This window comes from Pseudomonas sp. LBUM1646, from assembly GCF_059716165.1.
Map to the genome: position 1 here is coordinate 1,185,714 of NZ_CP166810.1, position 14,253 is coordinate 1,199,966.

Annotated in this window: 15 protein-coding genes; 9 read left to right on the plus strand and 6 right to left on the minus strand. The window is 59.7% G+C overall.

From position 1 onward, the window contains the following. Window positions 1-25: 25 nt before the first annotated feature. The 4 genes from ACA071_RS05140 to ACA071_RS05155 all read right to left on the minus strand — a co-directional run bounded on the left by ACA071_RS05140 (window position 26) and on the right by ACA071_RS05155 (window position 4,624). Window positions 26-1,153: an NAD(P)/FAD-dependent oxidoreductase gene (locus ACA071_RS05140; protein WP_497643413.1), complete on the minus strand. Its 1,128-nt coding sequence runs from the start codon at window positions 1,151-1,153 to the stop codon at window positions 26-28. Window positions 1,154-1,288: 135 nt separating this feature from the next. Beyond that, window positions 1,289-2,236 (minus strand): ornithine cyclodeaminase family protein, encoded by a 948-nt coding sequence (locus tag ACA071_RS05145; protein WP_497643414.1) that lies wholly within the window; start codon window positions 2,234-2,236, stop codon window positions 1,289-1,291. Window positions 2,237-2,371: 135 nt separating this feature from the next. Next, entirely contained in the window at window positions 2,372-3,859 is a 1,488-nt protein-coding gene (gene rhlB, locus ACA071_RS05150) for an ATP-dependent RNA helicase RhlB (protein WP_497643415.1), read from the minus strand. A gap of 108 nt (window positions 3,860-3,967) precedes the next feature. Then, window positions 3,968-4,624 carry an alpha/beta hydrolase gene (locus ACA071_RS05155; protein WP_497643416.1) on the minus strand — a complete coding sequence of 219 codons (657 nt, stop codon included), beginning with the start codon at window positions 4,622-4,624 and terminating at the stop codon, window positions 3,968-3,970. Between the two features lie 469 nt (window positions 4,625-5,093). On the opposite strand from ACA071_RS05155, the gene ACA071_RS05160 reads away from it, so the two are divergent. The 4 genes from ACA071_RS05160 to ACA071_RS05175 all read left to right on the plus strand — a co-directional run bounded on the left by ACA071_RS05160 (window position 5,094) and on the right by ACA071_RS05175 (window position 9,255). Next, entirely contained in the window at window positions 5,094-6,125 is a 1,032-nt protein-coding gene (locus ACA071_RS05160; protein ID WP_054049693.1) for an amino acid ABC transporter substrate-binding protein, read from the plus strand. A 65-nt stretch (window positions 6,126-6,190) separates the two neighbouring features. Continuing rightward, on the plus strand, window positions 6,191-7,372 hold the full coding sequence (locus ACA071_RS05165; protein WP_497643417.1) for an amino acid ABC transporter permease: 1,182 nt from the start codon (window positions 6,191-6,193) through the stop codon (window positions 7,370-7,372). Between the two features lie 10 nt (window positions 7,373-7,382). After that, window positions 7,383-8,480 (plus strand): amino acid ABC transporter permease, encoded by a 1,098-nt coding sequence (locus ACA071_RS05170; RefSeq protein ID WP_497643418.1) that lies wholly within the window; start codon window positions 7,383-7,385, stop codon window positions 8,478-8,480. Between the two features lie 10 nt (window positions 8,481-8,490). Continuing rightward, window positions 8,491-9,255 (plus strand): amino acid ABC transporter ATP-binding protein, encoded by a 765-nt coding sequence (locus tag ACA071_RS05175; protein WP_003171943.1) that lies wholly within the window; start codon window positions 8,491-8,493, stop codon window positions 9,253-9,255. Between the two features lie 64 nt (window positions 9,256-9,319). Here ACA071_RS05175 and ACA071_RS05180 read toward each other — a convergent pair whose 3' ends face one another. Continuing rightward, window positions 9,320-9,808: a type II toxin-antitoxin system MqsA family antitoxin gene (locus ACA071_RS05180; RefSeq protein WP_497643419.1), complete on the minus strand. Its 489-nt coding sequence runs from the start codon at window positions 9,806-9,808 to the stop codon at window positions 9,320-9,322. Continuing rightward, a complete protein-coding gene (locus ACA071_RS05185) occupies window positions 9,805-10,116 on the minus strand; it encodes a type II toxin-antitoxin system MqsR family toxin (RefSeq protein WP_497643420.1) in 312 nt (103 codons plus the stop codon). The genes ACA071_RS05180 and ACA071_RS05185 overlap by 4 nt, the downstream gene beginning before the upstream one ends. Before the next feature lie 167 nt (window positions 10,117-10,283). On the opposite strand from ACA071_RS05185, the gene ACA071_RS05190 reads away from it, so the two are divergent. The 5 genes from ACA071_RS05190 (at window position 10,284) to ACA071_RS05210 (ending at window position 14,192) form a co-directional block, all read left to right on the plus strand. Next, window positions 10,284-10,943, plus strand: coding sequence for a FadR/GntR family transcriptional regulator (locus ACA071_RS05190; protein WP_497643421.1), 660 nt, complete (start codon window positions 10,284-10,286; stop codon window positions 10,941-10,943). Then, a complete protein-coding gene (locus ACA071_RS05195; RefSeq protein WP_497643422.1) occupies window positions 10,933-12,240 on the plus strand; it encodes a CynX/NimT family MFS transporter in 1,308 nt (435 codons plus the stop codon). The genes ACA071_RS05190 and ACA071_RS05195 overlap by 11 nt, the downstream gene beginning before the upstream one ends. Window positions 12,241-12,352: 112 nt before the next feature. Next, the gene (locus ACA071_RS05200) at window positions 12,353-12,823 is read left to right on the plus strand and encodes a nuclear transport factor 2 family protein (protein WP_497643423.1); all 471 of its coding nucleotides are present in this window, start codon (window positions 12,353-12,355) and stop codon (window positions 12,821-12,823) included. Window positions 12,824-12,863: 40 nt separating this feature from the next. Next, window positions 12,864-13,172 carry a GIY-YIG nuclease family protein gene (locus tag ACA071_RS05205; protein WP_497643424.1) on the plus strand — a complete coding sequence of 103 codons (309 nt, stop codon included), beginning with the start codon at window positions 12,864-12,866 and terminating at the stop codon, window positions 13,170-13,172. Between the two features lie 84 nt (window positions 13,173-13,256). Next, window positions 13,257-14,192 (plus strand): glutathione S-transferase family protein, encoded by a 936-nt coding sequence (locus ACA071_RS05210; RefSeq protein WP_497643425.1) that lies wholly within the window; start codon window positions 13,257-13,259, stop codon window positions 14,190-14,192. Window positions 14,193-14,253 lie beyond the last annotated feature (61 nt).

A 14,253-nucleotide genomic window follows, 5' to 3' on the forward strand; every position in this document is an offset into this window, starting at 1 on the left:
TCGGCACGTCACTCAAGTCTGTGGCTCAGCCCAGGCGTGCCGGGGAGAGCATCGCGGCGTCCAGGCCGAATCGGCGCAGCTGTTCGGGCAACGCTTCGCCGCGTACCAGCGCCGCGCTGGCCTGGCCCATGGCCGGTGAGGTCTGGATGCCGTAACCGCCTTGCGCCGCGACCCAGAACAGTCCGGGTACCCGGGTATCGAAGCCGGACAGCAAATCACCGTCGCCTACGAAACTGCGCAGGCCGGCCCACGTGCGGGTCGGGCGGCGGATGGACAGGGTGGTGGCTTCTTCTATCTGGTAGATGCCCATGGCGATGTCCAGTTCTTCGGGCTGTACGTCGTGCGGTTCTACCGGGTCGGCGTTGGCGGGCGAACCGAGGAACATGCCGGCGTCGGGCTTCATATAGAAGGATTCATCGAGCGCCACCAGCATTGGCCAATGGTGGATGTCCACGCCCTCGGGTCCGGCGAAGATAAACGCCGCACGGCGCTTCGGCTGCAGGCCTACTGACGCGGCGCCGGCCAGCTCACCGACCTTGTCGGCCCAGGCGCCAGCGGCGTTGATGATGACCGGCGCAGTGAAGGTCTGTGCGCGGGTTTGCACATGCCACTGGCCGTCGGCATCACGGGCCAGGCCCAGCACTTCGCTGTCGGTATGGACTTCACCTTTATTACGCTTGATACCCCGCAGATAACCCTGGTGCAAGGCATCGGTATCGATGTCGCTGGCGGTTGGATCGTAGATCGCACCGTGGACTTTTTCCCGACGCAGGATCGGCAGGCGCGCGCAGGCTTCTTCGGCGCTGAGCAGTTGCATCTCCGGCACGGTGGCTTTGGCGCTCAGGTATTGATTGTTCAGCTCGGCCGGGTCGCCAGTGAAATCCACGGTCATCTCGCCGCGCGGGGTCAGCAGCGGGTGATCGCAGAAGCCGCTGGGCGGGGCGTCGAAGAAGTCACGGCTGGCCTGGGTCAACGCCCGTACCTGCGGTGTGCCGTAAGCGGCGGTGTACAGCGCCGCCGAACGTCCGGTGGAGTGATAGGCCGGATGGGTTTCGCGCTCCAGCACGATGACGCGTGCGTGCTGCGACAGCCAGTAACCGGTGGAAGCGCCGGCAATCCCGCCGCCGATGATGATGAAGTCTGCCTGGCTCATGAACGTCTCCTGAAAAGGCGTAAATAATAATCCCGTGTAGGAGCAAGGCTTGCCCGCGATGGCATCACTGCGGTTTATCAGACAGACCGTGGCGTCTGCATCGCGGGCAAGCCTTGCTCCTACAGGGGCGTGGGGTTAGTGCTGGAGTTGGTAGATCGCATTGGCCAGCGCAATGTCTTCCAGGCCCAGGCCAATGGAGCGGAAGAACACATGGCGGTCGTAGCCCGGGCGCTGGACTTTTTCGCTGAGCAGATCGGGCAGGTCACCGACGATCGCGCGCTTGTCCCAGCCATGCTGTTCACCGGCAATCAGCATTTCACCGGCCGAGCCCGGGGTGGTCTGACGATAGTCGCAGAACACCTGCATGTCGTTGAGGCTCTGGGGCGGCACTTCGTGGGCGCGCGGTGCGTTGGTGCTGATCGAGGTGATAAGCGCAGGTTTGGTCAGCGTGGCCGGATCAATCACCGGACCGGCGGACGAGGTGCAGAGCATGATCACGTCGGCGTCTTGAATCGCTGCTTCGCGACTGTCGACGAGGCTCAGCCGTGGATCGAGGCTTTGCAGATGCGCCCGAGCGTCGGCATTCAGTGCGCTCAAGCCTGGCGAGTACAGGCTGATACTCTGCCAGTCCCGCAGGTCCTTGACGTAATGCAGATGCGCCAGGGCTACCTTGCCGCTGCCGATAATCGCCAGGCGCCGGGCTTGCAGCGGGGCAAGGGCATCGACGGCAACTGCCGTGGTCGCCGCAGTGCGGGCGGTGGTCAGTTCACCGGCATCGCAGAGCAGCAGCGGCTGCCCGGTCTGCATCGACATCAACAACGTCCACGCCGTGACCAGCGGACCTTGTTCGCGCACGATATAGGGCGAAGTCTTGACCCCGTAGACCCCATCTTCCGCCAACACGCCCAGGTAGTTGATGAAGTCGCCAGCGCTCTGGGGAAACTCCACCAGTTGTTGCGCCGGTTGCACGGCCTGCCCGGCAGCCAGATCACGGAACAGCTTGCGCAGGATCTTTGGCACGTCGATCTGGGTCAGCAGTTCACGAGCCTGCAGTTGGTTGATCACGTAGGGCGTACTGGACATGGCGGCTCCGGCGCTGAAAGTAAACTAATTTGTCTATTATGGACTTTTAGTTGTCTCGAGCAAGCGCCTGTTGAAAGCCAGACGAAAAAAAAGCGCAGTCCGTTACCGGCTGCGCCTCTTTCACTGCGTCCCGCGTTACGTGCGCTTGCGCTCGACCGCCCGCAATAGATGCGTCGGTGGCGTTTCACAGCTGATTTTTTTGCCCAGCAATGCTTCGATGGACGGTAGCTGGTAGGAGTCATCTTCACCGGCGAAGCTGATGGACACGCCATCGGCGCCCGCACGGCCAGTCCGACCGATGCGGTGCACGTAGTCGTCCGGGACTTCCGGCAGGGTGAAGTTGATCACATGGCTGATGCCGTCGATGTGGATACCGCGACCGGCAACATCGGTGGCCACCAGCACGCGGATCTTGCCTTCGCGGAAACCTTCCAGGGTCTTGATCCGCTTGTGCTGCGGCACATCACCCGACAGCTGCGCAGCGTTGACGCCATCGCGCACCAGGCGTTCTTCGATGCGTCGCACTTCATCCTTGCGGTTGGCGAAGACCATCACCCGCTCCCAACCGTTGTCGGTGACCAGGTTGTAGAGCAGTTTGTATTTGTCGGCACCGGCTACGGCGTAGATGTGTTGCTCGACGTTTTCGCTGGCCACGTTTTGCGCTTCGATCTCGACGATCGATGGCTCGGTGGTCCATTGCTTGGCCAGGTTCATCACGTCTTCGGTGAAGGTCGCGGAGAACAGCAGCGTCTGACGTTCGTTTTTCGGCGGGGTCTGGCGAATGATCTGACGCACTTGTGGGATGAAACCCATGTCGAGCATCCGGTCGGCTTCGTCCAGGACCATGACTTCGACCATGTCCAGGTGCACGTCGCCGCGCTGGTTGAAGTCCAGCAGACGGCCCGGGGTGGCGACGAGGATGTCGCAGTGACGGGCTTCGAGGTGCTTGAGCTGCTTGTCGAAGTCCATGCCGCCGACAAATGTCATGACGTTGAGGCCGGTGTACTTGGTCAAGTCGGCCGCGTCCTTGGCGATCTGCACCACCAGTTCGCGGGTTGGCGCGATGATCAACGCCCGCGGTTCACCCATGTAGCGTTCCTTAGGCGGCGGGGTTTCCAGCAACTGGGTGATGATCGAAATCAGAAACGCTGCGGTTTTGCCGGTGCCGGTCTGGGCGCGACCGATGGCATCTTTGCCAGCCAGGGTGAAGCCGAGGACTTGCGCCTGGATCGGCGTGCAGTACGGAAAGCCGAGGTCCTGGATGGCATGCATCAGTTCAGGGGCGAGCTTGAAATCGTGGAAACGGGTTTTGCCTTCTAGGGGCTCGACGGCGAAGTCTTCAAGTTTCCAGGGAATAACCGGCGCCTTTGGCTTCGGTTCGCGACGCGGTTTGGCAGGTTTCGGGGTTTCGGCGAGCGGTTGCTCGGCAACGATTGCCTCGACAGGTGGGGCGGCCGGTGTGGTCACGGGCTCTTGTTTCGGTGCCGCTGCGGCTGCGGTCCGGCCAGGCTGACGACCGTCGGTGCGGTGGCTGGGGGTGTGAGACGGAGCGCTGGCGACTGGCGCGAGCTGCTCAGTCTCGCTTTTACCGAACATTTTTTTGAGTGCTTTGAGCACGGTCATCTCATCAATTGGTTAAGGAATGTACGCCGGCCAGTGTAATGCAAGAAACGGGCGCGGCGTAGCGGGATGATCAAAGGAAGCTAAAGGACGTTCTGTTCATATAAAGAGTTAACCCAAGCGCTCGGCGAGCCAGGTACCAATGTCGCGAATTTCTTCGGGTAACACTTCGTGGCCCATTGGGTATTCCTGCCATGTCACGGTGACACCACGCTGCTTTAAATGCTCATAAGCGCTACGGCCCATGGCGTTTTGCACAACGTCATCGTACTGGCCGTGCAGGCATAGCACAGGAATGCGCTGCTGACTGGCGGAGAGCTCCAGTTCATCGCTGAAAGTCGGTGCATAAGTGGACAGGGCAAGTACGCCGCCCAGCGGTCCCTGCCATTTCAGGAAAGCGCTGTGCAACACCACCGCGCCACCCTGGGAAAAACCGGCGAGGAAAATCCGCGAGGCGTCTATTCCGCTGGCCTTCTGCTCTTCGATCAGATTAATGACCATTTTTGCCGACTCGTCCAGCTGCTCGCGGCTGATGGCGCGTGCCGGGTTCATGGCCAATATGTCGTACCAGCTAGGCATCTCGTAGCCACCATTAATGGTGACCGCGCGTGTTGGCGCCTGGGGCAACACGAAGCGGGTGGTCAGCAGGCTTTCCTGCAGCGCCTCGGCCACCGGGAGAAAGTCGTAGCGATCGGCGCCCAGGCCGTGCAGCCAGATAACGCAGGCGTCTACGGGCTTGCCGGGCTGAAGAATCAAGGGCTGGGTCATGTCTGCTCCAATTTTGTGCGTGCGCTCTCATTAAGTGCGAGATGTGAGTGCGCGTCTGGTTGATCAGTTAAGAAGATGTCGCAAGGCTACAAGTTTTGCTATTGACCTGTCGCTGAATCGCTTGAGCGAGCGGTGTGGTACGGGCTTTGCTATGGGGAAACCTGTGCAACCAATCTCGCGCCTGGCGGTAACACTATCAGTGTACTGCCGGAGACGGGATAGCAAAGAATCCGGTGATGGATGTTCGCCAGCGGCCGTTACGGGCTTAGCGAACGTGAAAGGGCTACAGCCCGTTCGGCCGATTGGTGAGAAGTGAGTGGTCCATGATGTGGATTTTCTCCTAATAGACTCATAGCTACGGTCCTGACGTCGGTTGACCCCAAAAAAAGCCAACACGGGTCAACAACGCCTCAAAAGGGTGCGACTGGACTGACGCTCCGACACAACAAGAGCAAAACTGGAGGTTTGAATGAAAATGTTGAAATCCACCCTGGCTATCGTGACTGCAGCCGCAGTGCTCGGTGTCAGCGGGTTCGCTCAGGCGGGTGCAACCCTGGATGCAGTGCAGAAGAAAGGTTTCATTCAGTGCGGCGTGAGTGACGGTCTGCCGGGTTTCTCGGTTCCGGACTCCACCGGCAAGATCCTCGGGATCGACGCTGACGTCTGCCGCGCTGTGGCAGCCGCCGTATTCGGCGACGCCACCAAGGTCAAGTTCAGCCAGTTGAACGCCAAGGAGCGTTTCACCGCGCTGCAGTCCGGCGAAATCGACATTCTTTCGCGTAACACCACCATGACCAGTTCCCGTGACGCGGGCATGGGCTTGAAATTCCCTGGCTTCATCACCTATTACGACGGCGTTGGCTTCCTGGCCAACAGCAAGCTGGGCGTGAAAAGTGCCAAGGAACTGGACGGTGCAACCATCTGCATTCAAGCCGGTACCACCACCGAGCTGAACGTTTCCGACTACTTCCGCGCCAACAACCTGAAATACACCCCGATCACTTTCGACACCTCCGATGAAAGCGCCAAGTCGCTGGAATCCGGTCGTTGCGACGTGCTGACCTCTGACAAGTCGCAGCTGTACGCACAGCGCAGCAAACTGGCTTCGCCAAAAGACTACGTGGTACTGCCGGAAACCATCTCCAAAGAACCACTGGGTCCAGTCGTACGTAACGGCGACGACGAGTGGCTGGCGATCGTTCGCTGGGTTGGCTACGCGCTGCTGAACACCGAAGAAGCTGGTATCTCTTCGAAAAACGTTCTGGCTGAAGCCAAGTCGACCAAGAACCCGGACGTTGCCCGTATGTTGGGTGCTGACGGCGAATACGGTAAAGACCTGAAGCTGCCGAAAGACTGGGTCGTCAAGATCGTTTCCCAAGTCGGTAACTACGGCGAAATCTTCGAGAAAAACCTCGGCAAGGGCACTCCGCTGGAAATCGACCGTGGCTTGAACGCCCTGTGGACCAACGGCGGCATTCAATACGCACCACCAGTGCGCTGATGGTTCTGTCACCCGGTGGGCCAACCACCGGGTGATGTTCTGTTCCATTATTTCCGGGGCACTTCATGCAAAAATCAATCGGCGCACCAAAGCAGAGGCTCAGCCTCAGCGATCCGAAAGTGCGTGCGTGGCTATTTCAGATCATCACGATTGTCGCGGTCGTCGCGATGGGCTGGTATCTGTTCGACAATACGCAAACCAACCTGCAACACCGGGGCATTACCTCCGGCTTCAGTTTTCTGGATCGCAGTGCCGGGTTCGGCATCGCTCAACACCTGATCGACTACACCGAATCGGACACGTATGCCCGGGTGTTTGTCATCGGTTTGCTCAACACGCTGCTGGTGACCGTCATCGGCGTCGTCCTGGCAACCCTGCTCGGTTTCATCGTCGGCGTGGCACGGCTGTCGCCGAACTGGATCATCAGCAAGCTGGCGACGGTTTACGTGGAAGTTTTCCGTAACATTCCGCCGCTGCTGCAAATCCTGTTCTGGTACTTCGCGGTGTTCCTGACCATGCCGGGCCCGCGCGCCAGCCATAACTTCAGCGACACCTTCTTCGTCAGCAGCCGTGGTCTGAACATGCCCGCCGCGCAAATGGCGGACGGGTTCTGGGCGTTCTTCGTCAGCGTCGTTATCGCCATCGTCGCCATCGTGCTGATGTGCCGCTGGGCCAACAAGCGCTTTGAAGCCACCGGCGTACCGTTTCATAAATTCTGGGTGGGACTGGCGATCATCGTGGTGATCCCGGCCCTGTGCGCGCTGATCTTCGGCGCCCCGTTGCACTGGGAACTGCCGAAGCTGCAAGGTTTCAACTTCGTCGGTGGCTGGGTATTGATCCCTGAATTGCTGGCGTTGACCCTGGCCCTGACCGTGTACACCGCGGCGTTTATCGCCGAGATCGTGCGTTCGGGCATCAAGTCGGTCAGCCACGGCCAGACCGAAGCGGCGCGTTCGCTCGGGCTGCGCAACGGTCCGACCCTGCGCAAGGTGATCATCCCGCAAGCCCTGCGCGTGATCATCCCGCCACTGACCAGCCAATACCTGAACCTGGCGAAGAACTCCTCGCTGGCGGCCGGTATCGGTTATCCGGAAATGGTGTCGTTGTTTGCCGGTACGGTGCTGAACCAGACCGGACAGGCGATCGAGGTGATTGCCATCACCATGAGCGTGTACCTGGCGATCAGTATCAGCATTTCCCTGCTGATGAACTGGTACAACAAGCGCATTGCGCTGATCGAACGGTGAGGAAACGCGCATGACATCCCATACTTTCAAACCCGACATGCCACCCCCGAGCAGCAGCATCGGTGTGGTGGCGTGGATGCGCGCCAACATGTTCTCCAGCTGGATCAACACCCTGCTGACCCTGTTCGCGTTCTACCTGATCTACCTGATCGTCCCGCCGATCCTGCACTGGGCCATCCTCGACGCCAACTGGGTCGGTACCACCCGCGCCGACTGCACCAAGGAGGGCGCCTGCTGGGTGTTCATCCAACAGCGCTTCGGCCAGTTCATGTACGGCTACTACCCGGTGGACCTGCGCTGGCGTGTAGACCTGACCGTGTGGCTGGCGGTTATCGGCGTGGCACCGTTGTTCATCTCGCGTTTTCACCGTAAAGCGGTGTACGGGCTGAGCTTCCTGGTGGCGTACCCGATCATTGCCTTCTTCCTGTTGCATGGCGGCCTCTTCGGCATGACCAACGTGGCGACCAGCCAGTGGGGCGGCCTGATGCTGACCCTGGTGATTGCTACCGTCGGTATTGCCGGTGCGTTGCCGCTGGGGATCATCCTGGCGCTGGGTCGTCGTTCGAACATGCCGGCGATTCGGGTGGTCTGCGTGACCTTCATCGAGTTCTGGCGCGGCGTGCCGTTGATCACGGTGCTGTTCATGTCCTCGGTGATGCTGCCGCTGTTCCTGCCCGAAGGCATGAACTTCGACAAACTGCTGCGGGCGCTGATCGGCGTGATCCTGTTCCAGTCGGCCTACGTGGCCGAAGTGGTGCGCGGCGGTCTGCAAGCGATCCCTAAAGGTCAGTACGAAGCGGCTGCGGCGATGGGCCTCGGTTACTGGCGCAGCATGGGCCTGGTGATTCTGCCGCAAGCCCTGAAGCTGGTAATTCCTGGCATCGTCAACACCTTCATTGCGCTGTTCAAGGACACGAGCCTGGTGATCATCATCGGCCTGTTCGACTTGCTCAACAGCGTCAAGCAAGCCGCCGCCGACCCGAAATGGTTGGGCATGGCGACTGAAGGCTACGTGTTCGCGGCCCTGGTGTTCTGGATTTTCTGTTTTGGTATGTCCCGCTACTCCATGCATTTGGAACGTAAGCTGGACACTGGCCACAAGCGTTAGGAGTTTTGTCATGAGTGAAGCGATCAAACAGCCTGTGAGCCCTGAAGGCATTATTCAGATGCAGGGCGTGAACAAGTGGTACGGCCAGTTCCACGTGTTGAAAGACATCAACCTGAACGTCAAGCAGGGCGAGCGTATCGTCCTGTGCGGCCCGTCGGGTTCCGGCAAGTCGACCACCATCCGTTGCCTTAACCGTCTGGAAGAACACCAGCAGGGCCGCATCGTGGTCGATGGTGTGGAACTGACCAACGACCTCAAGCAGATCGAAGCGATCCGCCGCGAAGTCGGCATGGTGTTCCAGCACTTCAACCTGTTCCCGCACCTGACCATCCTGCAGAACTGCACCCTGGCGCCGATGTGGGTGCGCAAGATGCCGAAACGCAAGGCCGAAGAAATCGCCATGCACTACCTGGAACGCGTACGCATTCCGGAGCAGGCGCATAAATTCCCGGGGCAACTGTCCGGCGGTCAGCAACAGCGTGTGGCGATTGCCCGTGCCCTGTGCATGAAACCGAAAATCATGCTGTTCGACGAACCGACTTCGGCGCTCGACCCCGAGATGGTGAAAGAGGTGTTGGACACCATGATCGGCCTGGCCGAAGACGGCATGACCATGCTCTGCGTGACCCACGAAATGGGCTTTGCCCGCACCGTGGCCAACCGCGTGATCTTCATGGACAAGGGCGAAATCGTTGAACAGGCTGCACCGAATGACTTCTTCGATAACCCGCAGAATGATCGGACCAAGTTGTTCTTGAGTCAGATTTTGCATTGATCGACGTCATGCAATGAAATAAACCCGGACAGTGTTCCGGGTTTGTTTTGTCTGATGTTCGGGATCAGGACGCCAGCACGGTTTCCTGTTTCGGAAAGCGTGCAGCCAGTAGCCGTTTCAAGTCAGTGCCTTCGTTCATCGCTTGTATTTCAGCCAGCAAGTGAGGATGACGATCCAGCAAGCGCATCAGCGTGAACAACGCTTGAGGCGGTTGCAGTTCGCCGCGCTCATATCGTGAAAACGCGTTGTGGCCAGCGCCGGAAAGCAGTTTCACCGCTTCCTTTTGCGTGAGGTGCAGTTTGCGGCGGATGCGTTTCATCTCGGTGCCCATGATCTGAAAGCAATCTTCGAGCAATTTGTCGCCAGCGTCAGAGTAGCGCTCGGCGCTGTCGGTATCATTGTCAAAAATGATTTCACCGCAAACCTTGCACTCCCAGCCGGCAATATCGTGCACCCATCGTGAAACGTTCTTGTAGTCGACACTGAGACTGCGACCTTCGAAATATTGCATTGAGTCTTGAGCGCCACAACTCATGCATTGCCGCGTGTTCATACGTTCTTCTCCTTGAAAGAGATCACAGGGGGCCCACCGTTGGAGCAGTAGGTCACTTTGATGTAGAGCTCCATGTCTTGAAATGTTGTGTGGTAGACGTCCTGCCAGTTTCGGTGATCGGTGTAGCACGTCATCGACTTGTAGAGCATCCGGCGCTCCAGCGAACAAATGACGGATTCCATATCTCGCAGGACCAATCCCATTCGCTTGCCGGAACTCAATGCGACGTGAGTAAACGCTTTGGCTCCTTGCCTCCGGACCTCATCCTTGATGACGGACAAGGCGTAATGGGGTGTGTTCTTTTCCATAAGAAGCCGTAAACCCTATCCCTGAAATTACCCTGAGAGGGTAATTTTGACTAATCGAAAATCCCGCTCCTTTTCTCTCCCATTGACCGTAGGCGGTTGCCGTCCTACACGGAGCTGACTAACATGTCGGAAAATTCATCCTATGATTGGATGAAAGGGCGAATCCTATGTCAGACATTTCTCCACTCGTTAAACGATCCTTGGTCGATCAGGCCCTGGAACAGTTGCGCCTGCGCATCACAAAAGGCGTCTGGACGGTCGGCCAGCGCTTGCCCACCGAACCCGAGCTGTCCGCGGAGCTGGGCATCAGCCGCAACACCGTGCGTGAAGCCATGCGCGTGTTGGCGTTTTCCGGGTTGATCGAGATCCGCCAAGGCGACGGCAGTTATCTGCGGGCCGTGATTGATCCGCTGGACACCATGAAAGCGTTGTCGCAATGCACCCACGAACAGGCCCGGGAAACCCGGCATATCCTGGAAGTCGAGGCCATTGGCCTGGCGGCATTACGTCGCACTGACGAAGACCTGGTGGCCCTGCGCGAAGCCTTGGGCGTCAGCGGCAGCCACTATCACGGCGATCTCGACAGCTACATCGCCTGCGACCTGGTGTTTCACCGCCGTCTGGTGGACGCGGCGCACAATCCGACCCTCAGCGAGTTGTATCGCTACTTTTCCAGCATTGTCGGCGCGCAACTGCGCAAGACCCTGAACATTTCCCCGCGACGCCAAGAGGTGTTCGATCTGCATGTCGAACTGCTGGAGGCCGTCGAACAACGTGACCCGGAGCGGGCCAAAGCCCTGTCGAGGCAGTTGATCAATGAACCTTGAAACCGAGAAATCCATGCCTGCCCATCACAGCAACATCCCGCAACCCAAACGCACGGCGGAGCTCGAAGAACTGTTGATCGATGCCGAGGCCGATGACGAACAGGTCCAGCAAAGTCACCCGATTCTGCGACGGCCGTGGCTCCTGTTGCTGGGGCTGATCCTGGTGGCGCTTAACTTGCGTCCGGCACTGTCGAGCATGGCGCCCATGCTCAGCGAGGTCTCGAAGACCCTCGGCTTGTCCGCGGCCCAGGCCGGTTTGCTGACCACGTTGCCGGTACTTTGCCTGGGGTTGTTCGCGCCGCTGGCGCCAATCCTGGCCCGGCGTTTCGGTGCCGAACGAGTGGTGCTGGGGATTTTGCTGGTGCTGGCGGGCGGGATCATCCTGCGCAGTTCCTTCGGTGAAGTTGGTCTGTTCGCCGGCAGTGTGTTGGCCGGGGCCAGCATCGGCGTGATTGGCGTGTTGCTGCCAGGGATCGTCAAGCGCGACTTCCCGAAACAGGCCGGCACCATGACCGGCGTCTACACCATGGCCCTGTGCCTGGGCGCGGCGATGGCGGCGGGTGCGACCGTGCCGTTGAGCGAGCATTTCGACAAGAGCTGGGCGTTGGGCCTGGGTTTCTGGGTGGTACCGGCCGTGGTTGCGGCGATTTTCTGGCTGCCGCAAGTGGGGCAGAAACACGGCTCGCATAACGTTGCCTATCGTGTTCGCGGTCTGCTTCGCGATCCATTAGCCTGGCAAGTGACGCTTTACATGGGCCTGCAATCGTCCCTGGCCTACATCGTGTTTGGCTGGTTGCCGTCGATCCTGATTGGCCGGGGGCTGACGCCAACTCAGGCCGGTCTGGTGCTGTCGGGTTCGGTGATCGTTCAGTTGGCGAGTTCCCTGTCCGCACCTTGGCTGGCCACTCGCGGCAAAGATCAGCGCTTGGCGATTGTCGTGGTCATGCTGCTGACTCTCGGTGGCTTGTTCGGTTGCCTTTATGCGCCGATCGAAGGCTTGTGGGGCTGGGCGATCCTGCTGGGCCTGGGGCAGGGTGGTACGTTCAGCCTGGCGCTGACCCTGATAGTGCTGCGCTCGCGGGACGCCCACGTGGCCGCCAATCTGTCGAGCATGGCCCAGGGCTTCGGTTACACCCTGGCGTCCATGGGGCCGTTCGCGGTCGGCATCGTGCATGACTGGACCGGTGGCTGGAACGCGCTGGGCTGGATCTTCGGCATCATCGGTCTCGGCGCGATCATCGCCGGCCTCGGTGCCGGGCGTTCGTTGTACGTGCAGGTGCAAAGCGAAAAAATCTGAATCCTCGTACTGCTGGCATTCGGCCCACGAATGCCGGTGGTCTTGCGTGCATTTGCAGACTATCGTGCAGGCAATCTTTTTGAAGCCTTTTACACCTGCACGGAGCCAGCCCATGAGCGATGCCCACAACGCCCTGATCACCCGCTTCTATGAGGCTTTCCAGCGGCTGGATGCCGAGGCCATGAGCGCCTGCTACACCGACGACGTGGTGTTCAGTGATCCGGCGTTCGGCGAGTTGCGCGGCCGTGATGCCGGCGATATGTGGCGCATGCTCACGACCCGGGCCAAAGATTTTTCCCTGACCTTCGACAACGTACGCAGCGACGAGCGCGCGGGCGGTGCCCATTGGGTGGCGACGTACCTGTTCAGCCAGACCGGCAACACCGTGGTCAACGACATCCAGGCGCGTTTCGTGTTTCGCGACGGCAAGATCTGTGAGCACCACGACAGCTTCGATCTGTGGCGCTGGTCCCGTCAGGCGCTGGGCACCAAAGGCTTGTTGTTGGGCTGGACGCCGCTGGTGCGCAACGCTGTTCGCGCCCAGGCGTTGAAGGGGCTGAAGGCATTCCAGGCCAGTCGCTGATAAGATCGCGGCTTGTTTCCTTTCAAGCCCTGATCGTCACGTGACCACCCTCAGCGAATCCTCCGTCATTGCCGTCGAACCGGTGCCTGCCAGCAAACCCTGGTTCGTCTACCTCGTTCGCGCGGCCAACGGTTCGCTGTACTGCGGGATCAGCGACGATCCGGTGCGCCGCTTCGCCAAGCACCAGAGTGGCAAGGGCGCCCGGTTTTTCCTTTCCAGCCCCGCCATGGCGCTGGTCTATACCGAAATTTGCCGCGACAAAAGCGAAGCGCTGCGTCAGGAACGGCTAATCAAGAAACTCAAGAAAAGCGCCAAGGAATGTCTGGTGCTGACTTATCAAGCAGACTGATAAGTTCCCATCAGGCAGATCTGTGGGCTGCCGCCTGATTGCACGCTAAGCTGCGAGCTCCTTATCCGAGCGGCGGAGCCGAGCATGTCAGAGCTGATTCTTCACAATTACCCGACGTCCCCATTCGCTGAAAAGGCCCGTCTGTTGCTGGGCTTCAAGGGGCTGTCGTGGCGCTCGGTGAGGATCTCGCCGGTGATGCCCAAGCCCGAGCTGACGGCGCTGACGGGCGGCTACCGCAAGACCCCGGTGTTGCAGATCGGCGCTGATATTTATTGCGACACCGCATTGATCGCCCGTCGCCTGGAACAGGAAAAAGCCCTGCCGGCGTTTTTCCCGGAAGGTCAGGAAATGATCACCGCGACCTTCGCCACCTGGGCGGACTCGGTGGTGTTCCAGCATGCGGTGAGCCTGGTGTTCCAGCCCGAATCGGTGGCGGTGCGCTTCGGCAAATTGCCGCCGGAAGCGATCAAGGCGTTCCTGGCCGACCGCGCCGGGTTGTTCAGCGGTGGCAGCGCGACGAAGTTGTCGGCCGAACAGGCGCGGCATCAATGGCCGACGATCATGGGGCGTCTCGAATTGCAGCTTCAGCGTGAACAGGGCGACTTCCTGTTCGGCGAGCCATCGCTTGCCGACTTTGCCCTGGCCCATTGCCTATGGTTTCTCAAGGCAACACCGGTGACTTCACCGTTGGTGGATGCTTATCCGGCGGTTTTGGCGTGGTTTGGTCGGGTGATGGGCTTCGGTCACGGTGCATTCAGCGAGATGACTGCTGAGGAGGCGCTGGAGGTGTCGCGCAATGCCACGCCCGCTGCGTTGCCGGATGAGCAGTTTGATGAGCCTAACGGCTTTGAGGCAGGCCAGCAGGTGGTGATCGCGGCCACCGACTATGGTGTTGACCCGGTGGCCGGTGAGTTGGTGTTTGCGGGGCGTGAGGAATTGATTTTGCGTCGTGAAGACGAGCGGGCCGGGGTGGTGCATGTGCACTTTCCGCGATTTGGATTCCGTATCGACGCTGTCTGATCTGGCGGTAAATCTTTGGTGAAAGGGACATCGCCAAGATTGCAGCCTTCGGCAGCTCCTA

Excerpts from the sequence above, each read along its gene's own strand:
- rhlB (WP_497643415.1), bottom strand. The coding sequence starts at position 3,859 with ATGACCGTGCTCAAAGCACTCAAAAAAATGTTCGGTAAAAGCGAGACT.
- ACA071_RS05195 (WP_497643422.1), top strand. The coding sequence starts at position 10,933 with ATGAACCTTGAAACCGAGAAATCCATGCCTGCCCATCACAGCAACATC.
- ACA071_RS05145 (WP_497643414.1), bottom strand. The coding sequence starts at position 2,236 with ATGTCCAGTACGCCCTACGTGATCAACCAACTGCAGGCTCGTGAACTG.
- ACA071_RS05180 (WP_497643419.1), bottom strand. The coding sequence starts at position 9,808 with ATGAACACGCGGCAATGCATGAGTTGTGGCGCTCAAGACTCAATGCAA.
- ACA071_RS05190 (WP_497643421.1), top strand. The coding sequence starts at position 10,284 with ATGTCAGACATTTCTCCACTCGTTAAACGATCCTTGGTCGATCAGGCC.
- ACA071_RS05200 (WP_497643423.1), top strand. The coding sequence starts at position 12,353 with ATGAGCGATGCCCACAACGCCCTGATCACCCGCTTCTATGAGGCTTTC.
- ACA071_RS05160 (WP_054049693.1), top strand. The coding sequence starts at position 5,094 with ATGAAAATGTTGAAATCCACCCTGGCTATCGTGACTGCAGCCGCAGTG.
- ACA071_RS05210 (WP_497643425.1), top strand. The coding sequence starts at position 13,257 with ATGTCAGAGCTGATTCTTCACAATTACCCGACGTCCCCATTCGCTGAA.
- ACA071_RS05175 (WP_003171943.1), top strand. The coding sequence starts at position 8,491 with ATGAGTGAAGCGATCAAACAGCCTGTGAGCCCTGAAGGCATTATTCAG.
- ACA071_RS05155 (WP_497643416.1), bottom strand. The coding sequence starts at position 4,624 with ATGACCCAGCCCTTGATTCTTCAGCCCGGCAAGCCCGTAGACGCCTGC.
- ACA071_RS05140 (WP_497643413.1), bottom strand. The coding sequence starts at position 1,153 with ATGAGCCAGGCAGACTTCATCATCATCGGCGGCGGGATTGCCGGCGCT.
- ACA071_RS05165 (WP_497643417.1), top strand. The coding sequence starts at position 6,191 with ATGCAAAAATCAATCGGCGCACCAAAGCAGAGGCTCAGCCTCAGCGAT.
- ACA071_RS05185 (WP_497643420.1), bottom strand. The coding sequence starts at position 10,116 with ATGGAAAAGAACACACCCCATTACGCCTTGTCCGTCATCAAGGATGAG.
- ACA071_RS05170 (WP_497643418.1), top strand. The coding sequence starts at position 7,383 with ATGACATCCCATACTTTCAAACCCGACATGCCACCCCCGAGCAGCAGC.